The following is a 23,976-nucleotide window of genomic DNA, read 5'->3' on the forward strand; positions in this document are numbered from 1 at the left end:
ATAGTAAAAAGGAAGGAGTGATAGAATTATGCCGACTTTTGATCAGGTACTTGTAACGGGGAATCAAACAATTCTCGGCCATCTTCATGTCAATGGAAATTCAACCATCGGAAATTTAGATATCGCCGGCAGTATGAGTATATGGGGCGGCGGCGTGTTTGTAGATGATAATGCAACAATCCAAGGGAATTTGGGTGCGGGTCTAAATGTGAGCGCAGGGCAGAATGTAGTGGCTGGATCTCGGCTCATGTCCGTAGGAACTCCTACAGTTCCTCCGGTAGCAGCAAGTACGGTCTCAACGCGGTTTTATCCTGCAACCTTACCGACGCAGCCCGGCCTCATGCTTAAGGGTACAGACGGACTCAACTATATGATTATTGTGGATACCAGCAGTGGTCTCCCTACACTTGCGATTCATGGCGCGTAATTCAGAAGCGCGGTTCTGACCGCCTCCAAATAGGCGAAGCCGTGATCTTTGTCCGGCTCTAGATAGGTCCCCTCCGCCCATTCATTCCACGCATTGACGAACAGAAATGAAGAATTGTATACCTGAGCTGCCCGCTCTATTTGTCTAGTCAGATAGTAAGCAAATTTCTCCGGACTGGATCCGATGCAGCTCTGCCCGTGGTATCCTCTGCGCGGGGTATTATCCCAATTCACATAAGCACCAGGTATAATTTGCTCTCCGCTTCGATGAGGAGAACGGGACAAGATCATCTCCCAGGCACCGTCATAGTCAAATACCAGGTGCTCGTTCTCCTTCTTTTTTATCTTGCTCCATAGGCCCTGCGTATGTGCATGCGCAAAGGTATAATGCGGCTCAAATTCAACACTCGCCTCAAATCCGGCTTGATTCGGAATATCAAACCCGCCCAGCGTCCTTACAAAATAGATGCCTTGAAGTCCATGCTGCACCGCAAGCTTGTTCCAGTATTCGAGCATTTCTTCACACCTTGGAATCAGACCCGGACGATAGATTACGAATAAGGGCTTATTCTCAATACGAATATACCTCTTGTCATTAAATACTTTAAGCAGCTCAACGAAGTGTTCAGCCCAATCGGCTTCATCTCCATAATCCTGGGGCATGAGGATTTCATCATCACTGCCATCCCATCTGCGTGTCCACGGCTCATTGGCCCAGGAGAGACAGAAGGGGAAGTCAGGAGTATCGGACTGAAGCAAGGCTTCAAGCGGCTTTTCGAGCAGCCGTTTTCCTTTGAACCAATAATGGTAATAGCAGAACCCATAGATGCCATAATATTGGGCCAAGCTCGCCTGCCATTCCCGAACCGACGGGTCCATCAAATTATAGTAATAATCCTTTAGTGGCTCCTTTGGCTGTCGGTGATTGGGATACAGCGGCCGTGCTTTTTGTGTATTCGTCCATTCAGTGAAGCCTTCTCCCCACCACAGATCATTCTCAGGGATTTGATGAAATTGAGGTAAATAATAAGCGATCAGCTTCATGCAGGGACACCACCTAATCCTGAGTATGGTTAGCTAGCTAATAGAATAGATTGTTTAACTGCGGGATTAGTTCATATCAGACTGTAGATTAGTTTCATAGCAGACTGGAGAAAGGAATAATCGTATTTGCTGCTATAGAGAGCTCTTGAAGCAACCATTCTTTTTTGATCCGTGTTCTCGCTGTAGTATTGGAGCTTGGAGCCAAGCTGTTCGGGGTTGCTGAAGATGACAACATCCTCGCCAGGCTTCATCAGCTCGTGAATATCCGGAGAGTTCTCCACTATTTGAAATACCCCGCACGCTGCGATCTCATACAATGGACGAGGTGCAGCATCCCAATGAACGATCATGTTGGCTCCGTTATAGTACGCACTGAGCATCATCTCGCTATCGGGCTGACAAATCTCAATCTGATCCACAGATTCCCAGTTTCGACCTAACGCTCGGATCTTCTTACCCTCACATCGCTGGCGGATGACATGGACATAGAGGAGACGTTCCTCTGAGTAATCTCCAACAATGAGGAGATCGGAATGGAAATTGGGCTGTGGCTGATGAGGCTTGTAAACTAACGGATCCGCACTATATGGCATAACAACAATGTGTCTATAACTGTATTTCTCATATACAGGAAGATGCAGCATGTTCTGTGTGATGACAAGGTCCCAGTCATGGTATGCAAAAGCGATATTCTCGCAAGGCTCATAAGGATCATTCAACCAGAGGGCTGTTCTTGTATGAATCGATTGTGATATGAGTTCAGGTGTAATGAATTGTGCAGCTTGATTGCCGATACATAGTAAGAGATCTGGCTTATAAGTCGACAGACTATCTTGAAGATTCTCATTGATCTTGAGAATGATGACTTCTTTGACTAGCATGCGTAGCGAGTCTGTAATCTGGCTTTCCATTGACGGAGTAAACTGTTCTGTCAACGGAATCAGGAGTGCGAGCCGCATGGATTTGGCGTTTCTGGGATCATGGGTCTGGACGTCTGGCACAGGCTGACGCTGATGCGATAACCATCTTCGGTTTGGCTGTAGTGATAAATCCTCTTGAGCAGTTTCCATCCGGGAAGGACGCATGACTATTGGGACTGCCGGTGTGGCTTTGGCTGAGGCTCTGAATTTAGATTTGCGTAGGACTTTGTCTTGAAGTGTACTCTGAAGTTTGTCTTGGACATTCTCCTGGGATTTATTTTTGAATCTATCTGGAGACTTACTCTGGGATTTACTTAGAGACTTATTTAGAGATTTACTCTGTCTCTTATTAGAAGGGATCTTATTACGCACGGTAGTGGTGCTTCGGATTTCCGATTTTTTTTCTTTTTTTCTCATAGTTAAACCCGATCCTTAATCGTCAGATTTATTCTAGTCTATGATGTGAGCCCCGTTTGTTTCAGGACAATTACCTAAGTGTTGATAAAAAGGGCGTTCGAAACAATTTGAAATATACATAGTGGTCAAATCTTATAATTTGTAAGCTGCTTACCGAAATAATAGTAGGAGAGAATCCATTTCATCGTTCAAGTGTATTATGGAATGGCTTCAGGCTACAACACAAAGAGCTTTATATAGCTGCACAGGGGGAGAACAGGTGTTTAAATTAAAAAGCATCAGGCAGAGAATATCGGTTGTCATGGTACCGCTGCTTATCTATGTCGTCGCAATTGGGATCATTACTTTAACACTACTCGGAACGATGGAAAAGAACACGACGAGCATTACGAGAAACTGGATGCCGTCCATTAGCAAGATTGACGATCTAATCTTCACGACTGAACATATCCAATCCTTGAGCTACAGTTACTTCTTGGCGTCTGTTTCCGATCAGGAGAGCAAAGCGGCTATTGCCAAGGAACGTACGGATTACATACGACAGCTTACTGCTGTCAGACAGGCATATGGCTCGCTGATTGCAACAGATACAGAAAGGGAATATTATAACGCCTTCTCTGCAGCTTGGGAGGAATACTTCAAGATCAATACCCAAGCGATGAATCGGAGTGATGCGAATGATATTGAGCTGGCTTATGAAGTGCTCATGAAGGGCACGGCTTCTTTCGACAAGATGCAGAGTGAGCTGATGTCTTTATCGGCTTTTATTCAAGAAGAAGCAGATCGGTCGGCCCAAGAGCTTGAGGATAGTGCCAGAACCTCAGAAATTGTACTCTTTATCGGGATTGCCTTTATAGTGGTGATGACATTAATCAGTACTTATGCGCTGATCAAGGCATTGGTTACGCCGATCAAGCAGATTGAAAACAATGTCAAAGAGATAGCCGCGGGTAATCTGTCTGTGGAGGATATCCAACGTGATATGGAGGATGAGCTGACTACACTTGGACAAGGGATTAACCAAATGAAGGCGAGTCTAGTTCAGATTGTGAATCGAATTAAGAGCTCTTCAGAGATCATTGGTGAGCAGACCACTCATCTGGCAGCCACATCCGAAGAGGTGAAGATTGGCAGTCAGCAGATTGCCTTATCGATGGAGGAATCAGCCAAAGCGGTGGAAAGTCAGGCAGAAACAGCACAGTCCTCTGCAAGAACCGTTGAGCGGTTGAATGAGCATATTCAGGACCATGCGGCTAAAGGAGAGCAGCTTAGAGGGATGTCGGAGCTGGTACTTGAACAAGGTACACTGGGTAAAGATACAATGAGTCAGTCTATTGAACAGATGAGACAAATCGCAAGTCGGGTATCCATCTCCATGGAGCAGGTGAATAAGCTGGATCAATCTAACGAGAATATTTACCAGCTGCTGCATGTCATTCGTGATATTGCGAAACAGACAAACCTTCTGTCCCTGAATGCTTCGATTGAGGCAGCGAGAGCGGGTGAACATGGGAAGGGCTTTGCTGTCGTAGCTGAAGAGGTACGCACACTCTCGGAGGATGTTTCACAGGCAGTAGGTCAAATCAATGAGCTGACGGAAACGATTCAGCAGGAATCTAAGTCGGTCGTTCAATCGCTGCAAAGCGGTGTAGAAGAGACGAGAAGAGGAACGGCACAGATGGAAGCCGTGAATGAGGCCTTCAACCAGATTACGAGCTCGGTGCATCAGATGGTGGATGTCATTCAAGAGATTTCTAATGGCCTGTCTGAAATGGAAGATCTCAGTGGACAAATGAACGATTTCAGCCAGCTGATCTCTGCGATATCTCAGCAATCCGCAGCCAGTGTGGAGGAAGTGTCTGCTTCTGCAGAAGAACAGTCCGGTTCGCTGGAAGGTGTGGCAGAGAATATTCAGCAGCTCAAGAAGCTGTCAGAAGAACTGCTCGCTTCGGTATCGGCGCTTCGAGTATAATAGGAGCGTAACGACACAGTGAATATGAGCAAGCAGCCCGGCTGCTGCATTCACCATTCAGAAGGGAATTGCTGAGATTGCTAATGACACATACACACAATAAGGAACATCATCCTACAGATTTAATATACATTTATGCCTGTCACGAGAGTGAACAGGCTCTTTGTCATTTGGAGCTGCAGCGTCTTCTGGGTACGAATGTACCCCCGAAGCAAGCTTATCTTCGTTCCACTCGCCTCATTGAACCGTCACGCAGTCCCTTCATGAAGCTGCGTCTTGAGGTCATCGCTGAGAATAAGGAGTATGACGGGCTGCTTGCAGACATCGATTCGCATGCGATTCAGGTGCCGAAGGATCGTACGTTTAAAGTTGTATATATTAAGGAAGGGGTTCACTGTCCGTATGATGAACAACGGAAGCTTGAACGCAGAGCAGGGGAATGCATTACAGGAACGGCTAAAATGAAGGACCCTGACATAACCTATGGATTAATGCAATTGGAGAACACATGGGTATTCGGCATCGCCCGGTATGCGGAGCCCATATGGCTGCAGCATAAGAATAAGCCTTATAATTATTCGACCGGCCTCAGCTCACGCATCGCAAGAGCAATAGTCAATGTGGCAGCTCCTGAAGGGGAGAAGGTCTCAATGATGGATCCTTGCTGCGGTATGGGGAATGTATTGATCGAAGCCCTCTCGATGGGAATTAAGATTAGAGGCAACGATCTGAATCCGCTGGCTATTCGGGGGGCGAGAGTCAATCTCGAACATTATGGTTATGACGCAAATCTTGTCACCTTGGGGGACATGAATGATCTGATGGGTCATGCTGACCGTGCTGTTCTTGATCTGCCCTACAATCTGTGCTCTGTATTATCTATGGAGGAGCAGCTAGGAATGCTGCGGAGTCTGGCGAGACTTGCTGATGAAGCGGTCATCATAAGCACAGAACCATTGGAGGAGCAATTAAACAGGTCAGGATGGAGGATTCAGCATCATGTCCAGGTTACGAAGGGGTCATTTACTCGAGATATATGGTTGTGTGAACATCAAGGATAAGCAGTGATCTATTCAAAATTGAAGTAAATGGCAAATAAGGTCTGATACGCATCTGCAGTTCACCGCAGAGAGCATCAGACCTTATTTTATTTTTCAGATTGAGCTAATGAATGAAGCACAGGTGATGGACGATTGACCATCCTCAGGCTGGTTAATAGGATCGGCTGTAATCTACCAGGTTACGGGGCAGATCCTCATTCTTGACATAGGCCTTTAGATTCTCAAGGAAGACCTCGAATGCGCGTTCAGAATAATGAGGTGTGCTGCCGGCAAAATGCGGAGTGATCAGTACGTTGTCCATTCCCCACAGAGGATGATCGGCTGGCAGCGGCTCTTCCTCGAATACATCGAGTGCTGCAGCGGAGAGCTTCTTCTCTTCTAATGCTTTAACCAGAGCAGATGTCTGAACGGTTGCTCCTCGCCCTACATTGACGAAGCAAGCACCCGTCTTCATTGCACTAAAGGTCTGTTCGTTGAACAAATGCTTCGTATCCTCTGTAAGAGGGAGGATGTTAATGATGTAGTCACCTTCAGACAATACTTCCTCCAGCTGCTCCATCTTCACCATCTTGCTTACATGAGGGGCAGGCTTGCCGGATTTGCGTACACCGACCACGTTCATACCGAAGGCTTCTGCCAGTCTGGCTGTTGCGGTCCCAATCTCCCCTACACCCGCGATGACAATGGTCTTGCCATGAAGCTCGCTCATCGCGGTATCGTTTGAGTCCCAATTCCGACTTGCTTGATTGAGAATTGCTTGCTTCAGCATGCGGGACATGGACAGCAGCATACCGAAGACCATCTCAGAGATCGGTATGGCATGAATTCCACTTGTATTCGTCAACAGAATATTTCGATCACTCAGCTCGGCCTGAGGCAGATAATCCACTCCGGCAGACCAGGTTTGAACCCATTTTAATTTACTGTCTGGATCAAGCAGCGTATCTGCATGGTTTCGGGCCCAGCCCACCAGAATTTCGGCGTTCTTCAGGACGGAAGGATCCAGCTCCTTGGCTTTACCTATTGTTAGTTTGTAATCAGGGGCTATTTCTTGAACTAGCTGTTGCTGTGACTCTGTAAATGCGTGTAAGCTTACAATACTGCTCATATCGAGATCTCCTCCTGCTACCATAATAGCTCTAGTGTAGCAGTGTTGCCGCAAGCGGGCAATTATAACGCAGTTCGATAAACGGTGGGTATATATAAATAGAAGAAGTTCACTCGACGCTGCTAAAAAGTAAAGATTTTTCTGGATAAATGTAAATTTATATGTATATGTTATATATTGGTATTTCTGTGCGTGAGGAGGTAACTTCTGTATACTTATATGACATGAACGGTGACATTGAACCTACTATGGCATTGTATACATATTATATAGTAAGAAAAAAATTTTAACGATGAAATAGAGAAGAGGATCATGGTTCTTATCTTTTATTTAGTGCGGTAAACTGCTTGTTTCTTTACATAGGATCAGATGGATAAGGAAATGATGAATTAGAGGTAAGGCAGATAATTTAAACCAATTATTTTGGTGTGAAATAGGCTGTAAGTCATATGTTGCTATGGAAAATATACCTAATATACCGCAATTAGTACCTGATACTAGTACTAGGATATTGTTAATATATTCTGGTGTATAATGGTTGTACGTGGAAGGCGTATGACGATAACTTATTGAATTCATCTTACTAAAAAACATAAAGTGAGGATAAATGCATATGTCAGATCACAAGGTACGACTCTTTACCGCTGTCCGAATACCGGATGAAATAAAAAATAAGCTGCATCAATGGATGGAGCATCACAAGGATCAGCTTCCTTTTCGAAATCGGACTCATCAAGAGGATTATCATATCACTTTGCAATTCTTGGGCGATACGGATCCAGCGGTCCTGGACAAGCTGCATGAAGCTTTGCAGGAAGCGGCGAATCACGTGCAGCCTTTTCCGCTTAAGATTGGGGAACCGGGCATTTTTGGTTCCGATCAGGCACCGAGAGTATTGTGGAGAGGGGTGGAAGGTGAGCTGGACAGCCTACTTTCACTGCAGCAGTCGATCGTACAATCAACCATACCCTTAGGGTTTGTACCTGAGGATCGTCCCTATCGTCCCCATATTACAACGGCACGCAAATTCAATCATGGCTCTTTTAATTTGAATGAGCTTATGAGTGGTGTATGGGATGACACTTGGCTGGTGGAAGAATTTGTGTTATATAAGACAAATATGGGTCAAAAGCCGATGTATGAAATGATAGGAAAATACGAATTATAATGCATAAATTCATAGACTCCTTAATATGGTAATCTATAACCATTTATAGCTTTTACAACCAGAAAAAAGATATAATTTGAGTCGGAAAAAATAAAGCACAAAAAAATTATATTTTTTTATTTAGTATTTTTTGGGATCAGGTGTTCGGGTGCGAAAAAGCTTGATAGATCAACGGAATTTTTGATGTGGACAAGCATCCGCATAGAGCACTTTTCCCTGTTGTAGAGACTGTATTTGGTATATTATCTGTTATTCAAACCTTGCATTTTTGGTTACAGTTAAGTAGAATTGTGCCGATATAACAGGAGGTCATTATGAATACAAATAGAGAGATTCGCTGGGTAGCACCTCTGATGATCGTGCTGCTGGTGTTTATATTGGGGGCCAGCCTTATTGTGAAGGCTGTTGAAGTATATGGGGATAGTGCAACAAAGGAAATGCCGGAGACGGCTCAGACCGCTCATCATGATGAAGCGGCAGATCATATTCGCAGGACAAGCTCTGATGGGGACGGAGCCACTGCTGTGAAATCTATTGCAAGAACATCTGCAATTCATGAAATGACGAACCAATCGGTGACCGCGGTTGGCACACCGCGCATTGCCACGGACTATATTTCGATCAAGGCAGCTGAACATTTGGAAGCAGAAGCTCTCAAAGAACAGCAGCAAGCCGAGAAAGCGAAGAAACTGGCGGCTCTAGAGAAGCAACAGAAGCTGGAGAAGCAAAAAGCACTTGCTCAATTAACCGCTGAAAAAATGAAGACCACTCCCCCCGAAACTTTATTCTTTACCCGTACGGAACTATTAACTCAGGCAGACAAAGATAAATCGACCTGGGACTACCCCGTGACGGATAAGGAACTGCTTATGCTGCAAAAAATTGTGATGGCAGAAGCAGAAGGCGAACCGTACGAAGGCAAAGTAGCTGTAGCTAACGTTGTCTTAAACCGGCTGCGGTCAGCCAATTATCCCGATACCATTAAGGATGTAATATATCAGAAATATCAGTTCAGTCCTGTTGCGAACGGCCGTATGGACCGTGTGACGCCTAACGAGGACGCTATTCAAGCTGTCAACGAAGCCATGCATGGACGCAAGGAAGTACCGGATGATACGCTCTTCTTCTTATCTATTACCCTGGCTGACGACCTTACCGTACACCATTCTCAAGAAAAGGTGAAAACAATTGGTCACCATACCTTTTATAAATAGGCCGAATCCATTCATAATCCCTTTTGAATGATTTATGAAATTGATTCCACTAGTGATATAATGGATGTGATATGTCCGTTATTCCACGGGGTATAACCTATGCATAGGAGGTAATAATCTATGAAAATTACGTACTATGGTCATTCTTGTTTGTTCGTTGAAGCTGAAGGCAAACGGGTCATTATCGATCCCTTTCTATCCGGAAACCCGAAGGCAACGATTGCTCCGGAAGAGGTCAAAGTGGACGCGGTGCTGTTGACTCATGCCCACTCCGATCATTTTGGTGATACCCTTGCCATTGCCAGAGCAAATGACTGCCCGGTCGTAGCCGTATACGAGCTGGCTGATTATTGTCAGAATCAAGGCGTGAAGGCGCATCATATGAATACAGGAGGCAGCCATCAGTTTGACGGCTTCAAAGTGAAGTTTACACTGGCATTCCACAGCTCGTCTCTTGATATCGACGGCAAGCCTGTTTATTTGGGACAACCTGCGGGCATTCTGCTGACGATGGGCGGCAAGACTTTATATCATGCTGGAGACACGGCTTTATTTGGCGACATGCGTATCATCGGAGAACTGAACCATATTGATATTGCTGCGCTTCCGATCGGTGATGGTTTGACGATGGGACCAGAGGATGCTGCGATGGCAGCCACCTGGATTCGCACGAAGCAAGTCATTCCTATTCACTACAATACGTTCCCTGGGCTGGAGCAGGATCCGAACCAATTCCGCCAGCTTCTGAGCCAGAAGAGCCAGGAAGAGATTGAGACTGTAATACTGGAGCCGGGAGCGAGCACAACACTGTAACTTGTAATACAGATTATGAACAGATCTGAAGATATAATAAGAGCTGCATTTGCGTAATTCGCCAACCGTGGACGAATGGGCATGCAGCTCTTTTTTGGATATGGTATGGAATGGGATGACGTATTAACGGGAAGCATATTGCATAACCGGAGTACGGCGGGTTGCGCTCTGCATCAGCAGCTCATGCACGGTTCTTGTGCAGGCCTCTGGCTCATACTCATTCAGCCGGGTGTCAGCAGCTCTCGCTGCAATGCCGTTTGCATACAGATGATGTAATCTTGAGAATTGCTGATGAAGTACATACGAGTTCTGAAGAACAGTACCATATCCGGATTTAACAAAATAATCACAATTCTCTTCCTCCTGCCCGGGCAGCGGGGGAGCAAACAGCATAGGAAGACCTTTGGCCAGACCTTCAGTACAAGTCATGCCGCCTGGCTTCGTTACGAGAAGATCTGAAGCATCCATCAATTTGCTAACCTTGCGTGTGTAGCCTATGATATGAATATCGGGATGCTGGAACATAGCGGATTCTCTTAGTCGCTCGGCCAGCTTCTCATTGTTGCCGACACAGAAGACGAGCTGAATCTTGCCCTTCCAGGAAGCGATGTCTTCCATGAGCTGATCCTGAAGCGGCAGTCCCCAGCCTCCCCCCATAATCATGACCGTAGGGATATTCCTCAGACCCAGCTCCTCTCGGACCGCCTCCTTCGGCTGCTTGTTCCAGAAGTCAGGATGAACCGGTATGCCGGTAATCCGAATTCGCTGCGAATCTACGTTTCTCTCAAGCAGCATTCTCTCAACCTTGGGAGACGAGACGAGGTATTGATTGACCTCCGGACTAATCCAGGTCCCATGAGCATCGTAGTCGGTTATTAAGGTGTACAATGGGATGTCTAGTCCAAGACGCTTCAATCTGGAAATCACCGCATTCGGAAAAGGATGCGTGCAAATAATAACATCCGGGTTCAGCTGAGTCAGCACCTTCTTGGCGTGGTTATAGAATAGCCGGTGAAGCGCGAGTCTTCGAAATCCGGTCAGGCTTCGGTTATAATTGGTTCGATAGATCATCCCGATCAGCTTGGGGCTCATCGTGATCGTTCTGCGATAGGCACCCAGAATGAAGGGCGCTACCGTGGGATTTAATATTTTGCCAAGCTCAATGACACGTGCATTCACATGAGGGTACAGAATTTTGAGCCCTTTCTCAATGGCATGTGTTGCTGTGTATGTCCGGTACCGAAACCTTCTGACAGCAAGAGCACTCTCTTCTTCTTCATAAATTCACCTATTTCATAAAATGAGATTTGGCTGTTCGGTATGTATAAAGCTCTCTAAATCATATGACGAAACGGGAATAATAAAACCCTGCAATACATTAAACGAATTTGGCATGTAAGAAGTCTCAAAAAATGTGATTTTTCTTGCTAAAAAGAAATAAAAGTGATAAAGTGGTTTTTGACTGAATGACCAAAACAGATTTTTGGTCATTAATAAATAGATGACAGAGGGAGGAGACATGTTGGCACAGGTAGATCGCCGCAAGCTTATAGTTCAGGCCGCAGCCCAGTCCTTTGCTCTATTTGGATATAAAGCGACGACGATGGATCAGGTAGCGAAGATTGCTAATGTGGGGAAAGGCACAATCTATACTTTTTTTACGAATAAAGAAGAGCTGTTCGATGAGATTCTGCATGACGTTATTCTGGAGATGAAGGAGCTTGCAGAACGGGAGCTTGATTCGGAACAGACCTTTGTCACGAATTTGTATCGCATTCTTGATGCCCTGCTCGAGTTCAGGAAGCAGCATGAGCTGCTCATCAAGCTGTCTCAAGAAGTCAGAGAATTCGGTACGGCGCAGGCGAAGGCTGGTCATGAGAAGGTAGAAGCTGTTATTACGGGCTATTTGGAGAAGCAGCTGACTACTGCAATGAACAAAGGTGAAATTAAGCCATGTGATCCGAAGGTTGTCGCTTTTATTATGTTCAAGCTGTATATCGCGCTAACCTCCGATTGGAATCGGATCAATGAACCGCTAAGCAAGGAAGAGATCAAGCAATATCTGCAGCTGTTTCTTGTAAACGGCCTGTCGCAGGAAGCGGTAGGATAGCTCAGCAGTTAGGGCCGGTATTCACGCAGCAGGAAGTGGAGGCCGGCTTATTCATATCCAGTTTATAAAGACCAAACATCTCTGATATAGAAATGTTTATTTTTTTCGAATAAAATGACCGAATGAGGATTATGGTCAAATCGTATAATAGAGAAGGAGTAAGGGGAAATGAAATCATTATCTGTTTTTTCTAAAGATGTACTCAGAGCAGTCAAGAATCCCAAAATACTGATTCCCATCATTGCAGTAATTTGTATTCCGATTCTGTACACAGGGATCTACTTGACTGCCTTCTGGGATCCGTACAATCATTTGGAGCGGCTGCCCATTGCGGTGGTGAATGAAGATAAGGGAGCCGACTTTGAAGGCGAGAGTCTTACGATCGGTCAGGATTTAATGGAGGAACTGAAGGAGGACCCCGAGTTCGACTGGCAGTTCGTCAATAATGAGGAAGCTCAGGAGGGCATAGATAACAATAAGTATTACATGAAGATTACGATTCCTGAGGATTTCTCGTCCCGGGCGACAACACTGCTTGATGACAAGCCAAGTCCGGCCGAACTGATCTATGAACCGAACGGAAGCTATAACTTTGTCGGGGCTCAGATCGGAAATACGGCGATTAAGGAGATCAGCAAGCAGGTATCTTCTGCTGTAACCGAGTCCTATACAGAAACGCTGCTGGATAAGTTCTCTGAAGCATCCGACGGATTCGGTGAAGCAGGGGATGGAGCAAAGGATATTAACGAAGGAGCTGTTAAGCTCGATGACGGTGCTGTGACCCTCCAGGATAATCTGAAGAAGCTGTCGGAGGGAACCTTGGAGCTGCAGCAAGGAATGGATCCCCTGGCAGACGGGGTGAAGACATTAAATGACGGAGCGGGACAGCTTCATACAGGAGCTAATGAACTGTCGACCGGTTTGAACCAGCTCGTCACGGCTGAAGGTCAGCTGGAAGAAGGCTCAGGCAAATTACAGAGCGGCGCTGTGGAACTGAAGGATGGCATTACTTCATCACGAGATGGCGCAGCGGCGCTGAGTGAAGGTCTTGCTTCTGCGGAGCAGGGAGCCAGTGCACTAAACGAAGGCTTGCAGGGCGCGAAGCAGGGAAGTGCGCAGCTAAGCAGCGGACTCTCCGCTGCGGAGGAAGCAAGCAGCCAGCTGGCAGCGGGGGCAGAGACACTTGCGGCAGGACTTCAGCAATTGGCCGAGTCGAACACCGAGCTTGCCGCGAGTCCGGAAGTGCAGAAGCTCCTAGCTGCTAGCCAGTCACTGGCCGAAGGAGCGGGACAGCTTCATGCGGCAGATCAGCAGCTGCTCAGCGGAGCGCAGGCTTTGGACCAAGGGAATGAGAAGCTTGCAGCAGGTGCACAGCAGCTTCTCTCGGGGCACAAGGAGCTTGCATCTGGAGCCTCTGCCTTGGCAGCCGGTCAAGAGCAGCTGCTTGCGGGTGCAGATACGCTGGCACAAGGTCAAGGAGAGCTGAATTCCAACCTGGCATTGTTTGGTGAGAAGCTGTCTGAAGCCGCAAGCGGCGGAGAGACTCTGAGTGCAGGAGCGTCAGAGCTCTATACCGGAACCGGCACGCTGCTTAGCAGCATTGGTGAATTGACAGGGGGCGTGACGACGCTGGCAGATGGCTCGGCTCAGCTGACGGATGGTGCCGGGAAGCTTCACAATGGGCTGAGTGATATAAAGGATGGCTCGAGCGAGCTGTCAACCCAATTGAAGGATGCAGCGTCAGATACCTCTGAGCTGCAACAGACGGATGAAGTGATCAGCATGTTTGCTGAGCCTGTCCAAACGATCGAGGATGAGACCCGAAGTGTAGCTAATTACGGCACAGGCCTCACGCCGTATTTTATGTCCATCGGTTTGTTTGTCGGGGCACTGATTACGACCATTATTATGAACATGCGTGAAACCAGTGTACCGGATGCGGGCCCGTGGAGCCGGTTTGTAAGCCGCTTCCTTGCCTTCGGGGGAATGAGCGTGCTGCAGGCAGTGATCCTGGCAACCTTCATGCTGTATGGCTTGAAGCTCGAAGTCGCGAGTATACCGCTGTTCTACGTATTCTCGATTATCGTGGGCTTTACTTCCATGATGATCGTTCAGGCGCTCGTAACCTGGCTTGATCTGGTGGGCCGCTATCTTGTCATCGTACTGCTCGTATTCCAGCTGGCAACTAGCGGCGGAACGTTCCCGCTCGAGCTGCTGCCGGAATGGATGAAGCCGATCAGCTCCCTGCTGCCGATGTATCACAGCGTGATCGGGTACAAAGCTGTCATTATGAGCGGTAACTTCAATCTTATGTGGGATAAGGCAGCCACACTCGGAATTTATGCCGGCATCTCTCTGCTGCTGACACTGTTCTATTTCCTGTGGAGCGGACGCCGAAGAAAACAGGGCTCCGTTACAGAGGATGCACAGCATACCAGCGGAGATGTTGTGACTGTCTAGCTCTAACTATAAGCATGATTTACAAGCAAAGCTGTGTCCTAGTTAACATAGGGTGCAGCTTTGTTTTTATTGTTGTTGAAGTGATACCAGGGTTGCTGTAGTTACATATGAATCTATGAATGATAGAAGCAGGCTGAAAATGGTAGGGCTTACATAGAGGGATTGTACAAATTTTTAGATAAATGCTCCATTCAAATGTGACAGGCGAGAGCAAATAATAAAGAACAATAAAAAACATGAAGGGACAATGGAGTCCTGAACTGCACTTGGATATGAATAAATATCCAAAAAAATGTTGGTAATAAACGTCGATGCACTAAAGCTGTAATGCAAAAAGATAAATTATCAAACCTATAGAAATTTTGAATTGCGCTGATGTAAGGTCGATGTTAAAATGATAGAACTATACTTATAAACGGTTTTACCATGTGTTTTATTTATGCAAAATCAGCTGGCAGCGGGAGCCTGAGCGGATCTTAAACAAGTTTGTTACGGCGCTGTCATCCAAATGTTGCTTGTCCCCTCGTTGGTCACTTTTGTCACGGATGTTCACCAAATTTTTCGTAATAGAAAGGTTGCGTTCCATGAGACAGACTGGATTACCTCCTAAACAGGGTCTATACGACCCTCAGTTCGAAAAAGACGCTTGCGGTATGGGCTTTGTAGCTAACATCAAAGGCGTACCTTCCCATGATATTGTTAGTCAATCCCTGACGATGCTGAGCAATATGGAGCATCGTGGCGGCCAGGGAAGTGAGCCGAATTCGGGTGACGGAGCCGGAATTCTGATTCAGCTCCCCCACCGTTTTTTTGCAGAAGAGGCTGTACGCCTTGGCTTTGTCCTTCCTGAAGCGGGTCATTACGGAGTAGGGATGATCTTTACTTCCAATGATGAAGAGGTTCGCAGTTCGCACCTTGCGATTCTGAAACAGATCGTTCAAGAGGAAGGACAAGAGTTCCTTGGAATTCGTGAAGTTCCGACGTATGACGAGATGCTGGGTGAATCGGCTCTGGCTGCGAAGCCTTATGTATGTCAAGCATTTATCGGCCGTGCTGAAGGCATTCAGAATGAGCTTGATTTTGAACGGAAACTGTATGTAATCCGCCGCCGGGCAGAGCAGGCGATCCGCTACTCGGATCAGGTGAAGGATGCGAACGCCTTCTATATCCCGAGTATGTCCTGCCGTAAGATTGTTTACAAAGGCATGCTGACAACAGAACAGGTAGGCCAGTTCTATCTTGATCTGAAGGATGAACGTGTTGAATCTGCGATGGCGCTTCTGCATTCCCGTTTCAGTACGAATACGTTTCCGAGCTGGGAAAGAGCGCATCCATACCGCTTCATGATTCACAACGGTGAGATTAACACGATGCGCGGTAACGTGAACTGGATGCATGCACGTCAGTCGCTGTTTGAGAGTGAAGTGTTCGGGGATGATCTGTCCAAAGTGAGACCGGTCATTAATGCGGACGGTTCTGATACGGCGATGTTCGATAATACACTGGAATTTCTGTATTTGAGCGGACGCTCCCTGCCTCATGTAGCCATGATGATGGTTCCAGAGCCTTGGAGTAATGATGAAGGAATGGATGCCGAGAAGAAGGCATTCTACGAATACCACAGCACACTTATGGAGCCATGGGATGGACCTGCTGCTATGGCCTTTACAGACGGTGTGCAGATCGGTGCTATTCTGGACCGGAACGGACTTCGTCCTGCACGTTACTATGTAACGAAGGATGATCGTATTGTTCTTTCCTCAGAAGTAGGTGTTCTGGATATTGCACCTGAAGATATTTTGTACAAGGACAGACTGCGTCCAGGACGCATGCTGCTTGTGGATACCAAGGAAGGACGCATTATTTCTGACAGCGAAGTGAAGGCACAGATTGCTTCCGAAGAGCCGTACCAAGAATGGCTCGACGAGCATTTGGTAGATCTGCACGAGCTTCCTGATGCTCCAGAGCTTCCGGAGCCGAAGCATGATAACGTGAACCAGCTTCAGCTGGCATTCGGTTACACCTTCGAGGAGCTGCGCAAGATCATTGAGCCGATGGCATCGACAGGCATGGAAGCGACAGGCTCCATGGGTTATGATGCACCGCTTGCGATTTTGTCAGATCGCCCTCAACGACTCTATAACTATTTTAAACAAATGTTTGCCCAAGTAACCAACCCGCCGATTGATGCGATTCGTGAAGAGATCGTAACCTCGACGCTGACGACGATCGGATCCGAGCGCAACCTGCTCATTCCAGAACCGGAGAGTGCGAGACAGATTCGTCTGGCGACTCCGATCTTGTCCAATGAGGAATTTGCGAAGATCCGTCATATCCGCAGACCAGGCTTCCGTTCCATGACCATTCCGATCTTCTTCCCGGCCAAAGAGGGAGCCGAAGGTCTGAAGAACGCAATGGAGGTTCTGTTCGAAGCAGCGGACCGGGTCATTGAGAAAGGGCATAATATACTCATTCTGTCTGACCGCGGTATGGATGCGGAGAATGCAGCCATTCCAGCATTGCTGGCCGTATCGGGTCTGCATCACCATCTGATTCGTCAAGGGACACGGACCAAAGTCAGCATCCTGCTTGAATCCGGTGAGCCTCGTGAGGTGCACCATTATGCGGTCCTTCTCGGCTACGGCGTAAGTGCAGTGAACCCTTACCTCGCATTCGAGACATTGGATGATATGATTCAGCAAGGCATGCTGCGCGGCATCTCTCATGACAAAGCCGTGAAGAATTATATCAAGGCAGCTACCAAGGGGGTCGTTAAGATTCTGTCGAAGATGGGAATCTCGACCATTCAATCTTACCGCGGAGCTCAGATTTTTGAGGCTGTCGGTTTGAATAGTGACTTTGTAGACCGCTACTTTACCTGGACACCTTCTCGTATCGGCGGTATCGGTATCGAGGAAGTAACAGAAGAAGCACTTGTGCATCATAACCGTGCGTTTACGGACAAAGACGGTAACGATAAAGTGCTGGATTCCGGTGGTGAGTATCAATGGCGTAACGATGGAGAGGATCACCTCTTCACACCGCAGACGATTCACACACTGCAGCACGCAGTAAGAACGGGAGATTATAATCTCTACAGAAAATATGCGAAATTAGTTCAAGGCGAGAATGAGAAGAAGCTGAGCATTCGCTCCCTGCTGAAGCTGAAGCCGAATGGCGAGGCGATCCCACTGTCCGAAGTGGAATCCGCTGAGTCCATCATGCGTCGATTCAAGACAGGTGCGATGTCCTTCGGCTCCATCAGTAAAGAGGCGCATGAAGATCTGGCGATTGCGATGAACCGCATTGGCGGTAAGAGCAATACGGGTGAAGGCGGGGAAGATCCAGCCCGCTTCACGCCTGACGCGAACGGAGACTCTCGCCGCAGTGCGATTAAACAGGTTGCATCCGGACGTTTCGGTGTAACTTCGAACTATCTCGTGAATGCCGATGAGATCCAGATTAAGATGGCTCAAGGGGCTAAACCGGGTGAGGGTGGACAGCTTCCGGGACGTAAAGTATATCCATGGGTAGCGGAAGTCCGCGGCTCGACACCAGGTGTCGGACTGATCTCTCCACCACCGCATCACGACATTTATTCGATCGAGGATCTGGCAGAGCTCATCTATGACTTGAAGAATGCCAATCCAAGAGCAGATATTAACGTTAAGCTTGTATCCGAGGCTGGTGTAGGTACAATTGCAGCCGGTGTAGCCAAAGGCCGTGCCGATGTTATTCATATCAGCGGATATGATGGCGGAACAGGTGCGTCACCTCAAGGCTCGATCAGACATGCGGGTATGCCGTGGGAGCTCGGTCTGGCAGAAACGCATCAGACGCTCATGCTGAATAATCTGCGTGATCGTGTGGTCATTGAGACCGACGGCAAGATGCTGAACGGCCGTGACCTCGTGGTCGCTGCCCTGCTTGGCGCAGAAGAATATGGCTTCTCTACAGCACCGCTTGTTGCTCTGGGCTGTATTATGATGCGTGTATGTCAAATGGATACGTGCCCAGTAGGGGTGGCTACCCAGAATCCTCAGCTTCGGAAGAATTACATGGGTGATCCAGCTCATGTCGTGAACTTCATGCGTTTTGTCGCGGAAGACACACGTGAGATTATGGCAGAGCTTGGCTTCCGTACCATTGAAGAGATGGTAGGACGCACAGACTGTCTGGATGCTGAAGTTGCAGCTGAGCATTGGAAGAAGAAAGGCATTGATCTGTCGGCCCTCCTTCATGTCGCTGATGCTGCGAACTCTGCTCGAACTCGTATTCAGAAACAAAATCACGGTCTCGAAGAGACGCTGGATATGCAGAAGCTGGTTCCACTCGCTGCGCCTGCGATTGAATCCGGCAAGCTGGTTGAAGCCGTACTTCCGATTACGAACGTGAACCGTGCAGTCGGAACCATCCTAGGTAGTGAAGTGACGCGTAAATATGGCGCAGCTGGATTGCCGGAGGATACGATTCAATTCAAATTTGTCGGCTCTGCAGGACAAAGCTTCGGGGCCTTTGTACCTAAGGGAATGACCCTCACCGTTGAAGGAGACTCCAACGACTACGTGGGTAAAGGTCTCTCTGGTGGTAAATTGATCGTGAAGCCTTCTCCAAGCGCAACCTTTGCTGCAGAAGATAACATTATTATTGGTAACACAGCATTGTATGGAGCGACTAGCGGTGAAGCGTACATTAACGGAATCGCCGGTGAACGGTTTGCAGTCCGTAACTCAGGAGCGCGTGTGGTTGTAGAAGGCGTGGGTGACCATGGCTGTGAATACATGACCGGCGGACGTGTTGTCATCCTGGGCGGAACAGGCCGCAACTTCGGAGCAGGTATGTCTGGAGGGATTGCATACGTATACGATCCAGAAGGTACAATCCTGTCACGTGTGAACCTTGAGATGGTACTGCTTGAGCGTGTAGAGGACTCGGCTGAGGAAGAGGATCTGCGTGGTATGATCAGCCGCCACGTTCAGTACACGGGCAGCAGCCGTGGTGAGCAGATTCTTGCCAACTGGCAGCAGGAAGTCGGCAGCTTCGTACGTATCATTCCTAAGGACTTCAAGCGTATGCTTGAACAGATCGAGAAGGTACAGGCAGAAGGACTTACAGGTGATGCAGCATTGCTTGCCGCATTTGAAGCCAATATGCGAGAACTGGCCCGTGCTGGTCAGTAATTGAACTTATAACTAGAACAGGACTTTGTAGCAGGACCTTCACTTAAGAAGGACGCTATAAAGTCCTGTTTTTTTATTCGACAAAATTAGAACCTCAAAAACCTGACATTCCGCCATGAGACGACAACATTACTAGGAAATATTTCGTATAATAGGTCTAGTTAATTTAACATACATATAAAAAGGTATAGGAGAGGTTGTCCGGTATGAACATGGATTATCCAAGCAGGAGCGATGATCAGCCGATGAACCAGAACAACCCGAGGAAACCGCTTGATATCGTGGATGTTTTGAAGCAATGCGGCATCGATCCGAAGAAATGGCAATCTCTTGTTCCCCCTCAGGATAGATAAGATCGTTATAGGGAAGAGATGAGCGTGATCACAATAAGAGCTGTGATATATATTCCTTAAGTATGAAGTTCATGTCGCAGCTTGCAATGTTGGTGTTTGCTGGGTGGATAACTTACCTCTGTGAAACTGGCATAAGAGATATATTGAACATAAAAAAAGGTCCCTCACAACGAGGGACTACAGTCAGAATTCTACAATGATGATTATAGATATAGGACTAAATGATCAGGTTGCGAGAACGAAGATCAGGAGTCCATATTACGTTCCATTCGTACGAAGGCGATGAATCTCTTGGCTTCTTCCTCTGACAACGGCTTGCCGTCAATCATCAGCTCGAATTTATTCAGTACCTCCCGATCGGAGAGCTCCAGTGCGTCGACAAATCCTCTCACATCGTCATCCAGCACCATCTCCGGTTGACTCGTTCTTCCAAGCAAATAATCGACAGATACATTGAAGGTATCAGCGAGCTTGGTGAGGGTCTCAAAGTCCGGCTTGCGCCTTCCCTTCTCATAGTGAGACAATGAAGCTCTCGTAATCTCAAGCACATTGGAGAGCTCCTCTTGAGTCATGCCCCTTTTTTCTCTTAATTCTGCAATGCGGTGTCCGTAATCCATCTATTTTTATTCCTCCTGGTTACTAAATGAACGTTTACCGAATCTAGCTGTCTTTGTCATATAAGATACGATGTGTCCAAAAATCTATTGACACGATACGATTTGTATCGTAAATTGGATACATCAAGGTTACAAATTGTATCATTTTATCGCACATTTCTAGCCTTGACCCCGATTCATTCATTCATACCTGGGATCGCCAATATGTAAGGGATGGAAATCTATGAAACAGGTCAGTAGTCAGGGTATTAACGCAAGTATGTATATTCACAAGTATGAAGAGCAAGTCATTAACAGCAGGAGCCGTCCCATTGTTATTCTTGGGTTGAATCAGAAGTCCATTCACTTCTTGAGCGATCTCATCATTCCTCCTGTACCTGAGCTTCTCGTTGGGCTAGAACTGGAAGGTCAGAAGAACAATGTCATTCATCTCGATTGTACATTGCAGTGGAAGCAGGAGTTAGGAAGTTTCACCCTATATTATGCAAAGTTACATATTCATGAAGAACACAGACTATATATATATGGTCAGTTGAATCAGATGATTTATCAGCTGCAGTATCCGGTACATTCCTATTTCCAGAAGCAGCTGGAAGCTTGGACGGTAATCGAAGACATACCATATCCGTATTCACGGATTAATACTCAGGCTTAGCCTGTGCTAACGCCATTTTACTATATTTATCATGTTCCTGCATTAGTTCTTTGACCCCAATATAAATGTGTAAAACATATTTTGATGAGGGGGGACATAGTATTGAGGGTGCACACTTATGATTGAAATTCATTGTCACATCTTGCCTGGTCTGGATGATGGACCAACATCCATGGTGCGTTCACTGGCTATGGCACAAGCTGCTGTTGCAGCAGGGATCACTAAGATTATTGCTACCCCGCATCACTTGAATGTGAGTCACGATAATCCGAGTCATCAAGTGGAAGAAGCCGTACAGTTGTTTAACTTGGAACTCAGGGAACATAACATCCCGTTACAAGTTCGCTCGGGTCAGGAGATTCGAATTCACCCCAGACTTATCGATCTGTTGAATAATGAGGAGCTTCTTACCTTGGCTTCAAGTAAATATATGCTGCTGGAGCTGCCGAGCCGAGAGGTGCCTTCGTTCTTTCCCAATCTGCTTCACGAACTGAAGGTCCGCAATATCATCCCGATCATTGCACATCCAGAGCGTAACGCTGTCTTGCTGCGAGAGCCTGAATTACTCTTGCAATATATGAGTCAAGGTGCACTATGTCAGATCACCGCTCAATCGTTCCTAGGGCTTTTCGGTCGAAAAGTTCAGAAATGGTGTTTTCATTTTTGCAAACAAAATGGGTTTCATTTCATTTCATCAGACGCACATGATACAGAACGTCGCAGTTTCGCGCTCCAGGCTGCCTATGAACGACTAGAATCACGGTTTGGGCTCGAAATGGTAGAGCAGCTCCAAACCAATGCGCGAAGAGTATGGGATAACAGGTTGGTAGAGCTTGCAGAACCAGTGAGTACACGGCGCCGCATACTTCCATGGTAAGACTTTCGCGCGCTACATGAATGAAGGAGGAATAGAAGTGGAACTCAAGGAGTACATGAATATTATTCGAAAAAGGGTTTGGCTTATTGCAATTATTGTGATCGTGGCATGTATTGGTGCAGGAGTTAAGACCTATATGACGACCCCTCAATATCCAGCCGAAGCCAAGATTATAGTTAACCAGACCTATGACAGACAAGGAACGGCAATGCTTGACTATACGCTGATCCAAACGAATGTCATGCTGATTAATTCTTATACGGAGATTATTAAATCCTCTGCCATTTTAGATAAAGTACTGGAGGCTTACCCAGATCTTGGTTTTACTACAGAGCAATTAGCTTCCATGATTACCGTGTCTGCTGCGAACGATTCACAGATCATGAATCTGAACGTAACGACGACTTCCTATGAGAAGGCCGCCAAGACCGTAAACGCCGTCGCCAGAATATTCGAGCGTGAGATTCCTACCATCATGCAGGTGGATAATGTCACAATCCTGAACCAAGCACCGCTCGAGGCAAATGTCCCTCCTGTGAATATTAATTTGATGATGAGCATATTAATCAGTTTTGTTGTTGGTTTGATGCTGTCCGTTGGTCTCGTATTCCTGCTTGAATATTTGGATGATACCTTCAAGACGGAAGCGGAGCTTGAGAGAGAGCTGGGATTGCCAGTTGTCGCCGTCATCGCAAGAATCAAGAAGGACGATGTCAAGTCATCACATCATACATCTATATCACAAGGGCAGGTAGGTGAGGCGAACTATGCCACGGTCAACCAGTAATCAGCATAATCTAGTAACTGCAGTCAATCCGAAGGCGCCAATATCGGAAGCCTATAGAACACTGCGGACAAATATCCAGTTCTCAGCAATTGATGATCAGATCAAGGTCCTTATGGTGGCTTCCGCTCAATCGGGAGAAGGGAAGACGACAACCGTTAGTAACCTGGCCGTGACCTATGCACAGGAAGGCAAGAAGGTGCTGCTGATCGATACGGATCTAAGAAAGCCTTCCTTGCATCAAGTGTTCACAGTCTCGAATCATGCCGGACTATCCAGTGCGATTGCAGCGCAGTATCCGGTTCAAGAAGTGCTGCAAAAGACCGCTGTTCATAATCTGGACGTCCTGCCATCAGGACCGATTCCTCCGAATCCTTCCGAGATGCTGGGGTCGAAGAAGATGACAGCTTTATTAGAAGAACTAAAGGAAATGTATGACATTATATTGTTCGATACACCGCCAGTGCTTGCGGTTACGGACGCAATGATTATCAGCTCCTTGTGTGATGGTGTTGTGCTTGTCGTCAATTCAGGCAAAGTGAAGAAGGATCTCGTGAAGAAGGCGAAGGGCCATCTGGAACATGTGAATGCCCGAATTCTGGGAGTGGTGCTGAACAACTTACAGCTTAGCAAGAACCAGTCCAATTACTACTATTACTACGGCGAACGCTGATAAATTAATAGGAATGATCTCATTAAACAGGTAATGCCTGCTGTACCTCTATCACTGCAGGCACTCGGTCACACTGTGGGTCAGTGTACCTTAGACGTTCATCGTCGAGGGTGTGATGTGAGGT

The 23,976-nt window shown here is 46.9% G+C and carries 18 protein-coding genes and 1 pseudogene; 14 read left to right on the plus strand and 5 right to left on the minus strand.

All coding sequences use genetic code 11. The annotated features are described in order from the left end of the window. Positions 1 to 28: 28 nt before the first annotated feature. Positions 29 to 427, plus strand: a complete 399-nt coding sequence (locus tag PUW25_RS05475) for a hypothetical protein (RefSeq protein ID WP_047912219.1) — start codon at positions 29 to 31, stop codon at positions 425 to 427. On the opposite strand, the gene PUW25_RS05480 is transcribed toward PUW25_RS05475, so the two are convergent. After that, positions 415 to 1,470 carry a glycosyltransferase WbsX family protein gene (locus tag PUW25_RS05480; RefSeq protein ID WP_047912218.1) on the minus strand — a complete coding sequence of 352 codons (1,056 nt, stop codon included), beginning with the start codon at positions 1,468 to 1,470 and terminating at the stop codon, positions 415 to 417. The two genes, PUW25_RS05475 and PUW25_RS05480, sit on opposite strands and share 13 nt — an antisense overlap. Positions 1,471 to 1,541: 71 nt before the next feature. Then, positions 1,542 to 2,555, minus strand: a complete 1,014-nt coding sequence (locus PUW25_RS05485) for a glycosyltransferase family protein (protein ID WP_047912217.1) — start codon at positions 2,553 to 2,555, stop codon at positions 1,542 to 1,544. 511 nt (positions 2,556 to 3,066) lie between these two features. On the opposite strand from PUW25_RS05485, the gene PUW25_RS05490 reads away from it, so the two are divergent. Further along, positions 3,067 to 4,779 carry a methyl-accepting chemotaxis protein gene (locus tag PUW25_RS05490; protein ID WP_274338550.1) on the plus strand — a complete coding sequence of 571 codons (1,713 nt, stop codon included), beginning with the start codon at positions 3,067 to 3,069 and terminating at the stop codon, positions 4,777 to 4,779. Positions 4,780 to 4,862: 83 nt separating this feature from the next. Further along, a complete protein-coding gene (locus tag PUW25_RS05495) occupies positions 4,863 to 5,840 on the plus strand; it encodes a TRM11 family SAM-dependent methyltransferase (protein ID WP_047912215.1) in 978 nt (325 codons plus the stop codon). Positions 5,841 to 5,991: 151 nt separating this feature from the next. Here the strand turns inward: PUW25_RS05495 and PUW25_RS05500 are convergent, their stop codons facing one another. Beyond that, positions 5,992 to 6,948, minus strand: coding sequence for a D-2-hydroxyacid dehydrogenase (locus PUW25_RS05500; protein ID WP_047912214.1), 957 nt, complete (start codon positions 6,946 to 6,948; stop codon positions 5,992 to 5,994). A 613-nt stretch (positions 6,949 to 7,561) separates the two neighbouring features. Between PUW25_RS05500 and thpR the strand changes: the two genes are divergently transcribed. From thpR to PUW25_RS05515, 3 genes are all read left to right on the plus strand, one after another. Next, positions 7,562 to 8,116, plus strand: coding sequence for an RNA 2',3'-cyclic phosphodiesterase (gene thpR / locus PUW25_RS05505; RefSeq protein WP_205053919.1), 555 nt, complete (start codon positions 7,562 to 7,564; stop codon positions 8,114 to 8,116). A gap of 314 nt (positions 8,117 to 8,430) precedes the next feature. Next, the gene (locus PUW25_RS05510) at positions 8,431 to 9,330 is read left to right on the plus strand and encodes a cell wall hydrolase (protein WP_205053918.1); all 900 of its coding nucleotides are present in this window, start codon (positions 8,431 to 8,433) and stop codon (positions 9,328 to 9,330) included. Positions 9,331 to 9,450: 120 nt separating this feature from the next. Then, on the plus strand, positions 9,451 to 10,143 hold the full coding sequence (locus PUW25_RS05515) for a metal-dependent hydrolase (RefSeq protein WP_205053917.1): 693 nt from the start codon (positions 9,451 to 9,453) through the stop codon (positions 10,141 to 10,143). Positions 10,144 to 10,266: 123 nt separating this feature from the next. On the opposite strand, the pseudogene PUW25_RS05520 reads toward PUW25_RS05515, so the two are convergent. Further along, positions 10,267 to 11,423, minus strand: a pseudogene (locus PUW25_RS05520) (MGDG synthase family glycosyltransferase). A gap of 242 nt (positions 11,424 to 11,665) precedes the next feature. Between PUW25_RS05520 and PUW25_RS05525 the strand changes: the two are divergent. The 4 genes from PUW25_RS05525 to PUW25_RS05540 all read left to right on the plus strand — a co-directional run bounded on the left by PUW25_RS05525 (position 11,666) and on the right by PUW25_RS05540 (position 20,246). After that, positions 11,666 to 12,253, plus strand: a complete 588-nt coding sequence (locus PUW25_RS05525) for a TetR/AcrR family transcriptional regulator (RefSeq protein WP_205053915.1) — start codon at positions 11,666 to 11,668, stop codon at positions 12,251 to 12,253. A 168-nt stretch (positions 12,254 to 12,421) separates the two neighbouring features. After that, positions 12,422 to 14,713, plus strand: a complete 2,292-nt coding sequence (locus tag PUW25_RS05530; RefSeq protein WP_205053914.1) for a YhgE/Pip domain-containing protein — start codon at positions 12,422 to 12,424, stop codon at positions 14,711 to 14,713. 584 nt (positions 14,714 to 15,297) lie between these two features. Continuing rightward, complete coding sequence (gltB, locus tag PUW25_RS05535; protein ID WP_205053913.1) at positions 15,298 to 19,893, plus strand: glutamate synthase large subunit; 4,596 nt, start codon at positions 15,298 to 15,300, stop codon at positions 19,891 to 19,893. A gap of 206 nt (positions 19,894 to 20,099) precedes the next feature. Continuing rightward, positions 20,100 to 20,246, plus strand: coding sequence for a hypothetical protein (locus tag PUW25_RS05540; RefSeq protein WP_193746044.1), 147 nt, complete (start codon positions 20,100 to 20,102; stop codon positions 20,244 to 20,246). A gap of 245 nt (positions 20,247 to 20,491) precedes the next feature. Here PUW25_RS05540 and PUW25_RS05545 read toward each other — a convergent pair whose 3' ends face one another. After that, positions 20,492 to 20,863 (minus strand): helix-turn-helix domain-containing protein, encoded by a 372-nt coding sequence (locus tag PUW25_RS05545; protein ID WP_205053912.1) that lies wholly within the window; start codon positions 20,861 to 20,863, stop codon positions 20,492 to 20,494. Positions 20,864 to 21,086: 223 nt separating this feature from the next. Here PUW25_RS05545 and PUW25_RS05550 point away from each other — a divergent pair, with 223 nt between their 5' ends. From PUW25_RS05550 to PUW25_RS05565, 4 genes are all read left to right on the plus strand, one after another. After that, the gene (locus tag PUW25_RS05550; protein WP_047912205.1) at positions 21,087 to 21,518 is read left to right on the plus strand and encodes a hypothetical protein; all 432 of its coding nucleotides are present in this window, start codon (positions 21,087 to 21,089) and stop codon (positions 21,516 to 21,518) included. Between the two features lie 118 nt (positions 21,519 to 21,636). Beyond that, complete coding sequence (locus tag PUW25_RS05555) at positions 21,637 to 22,395, plus strand: tyrosine-protein phosphatase (protein WP_047912204.1); 759 nt, start codon at positions 21,637 to 21,639, stop codon at positions 22,393 to 22,395. Positions 22,396 to 22,432: 37 nt separating this feature from the next. Further along, complete coding sequence (locus tag PUW25_RS05560; protein ID WP_274338551.1) at positions 22,433 to 23,182, plus strand: YveK family protein; 750 nt, start codon at positions 22,433 to 22,435, stop codon at positions 23,180 to 23,182. Further along, positions 23,163 to 23,852, plus strand: a complete 690-nt coding sequence (locus tag PUW25_RS05565) for a CpsD/CapB family tyrosine-protein kinase (protein ID WP_205053910.1) — start codon at positions 23,163 to 23,165, stop codon at positions 23,850 to 23,852. Before PUW25_RS05560 ends, PUW25_RS05565 begins: the two co-directional genes overlap by 20 nt. Positions 23,853 to 23,976: the final 124 nt, after the last annotated feature.

This window comes from Paenibacillus urinalis, from assembly GCF_028747985.1.
Lineage (GTDB): Bacteria > Bacillota > Bacilli > Paenibacillales > Paenibacillaceae > Paenibacillus > Paenibacillus urinalis.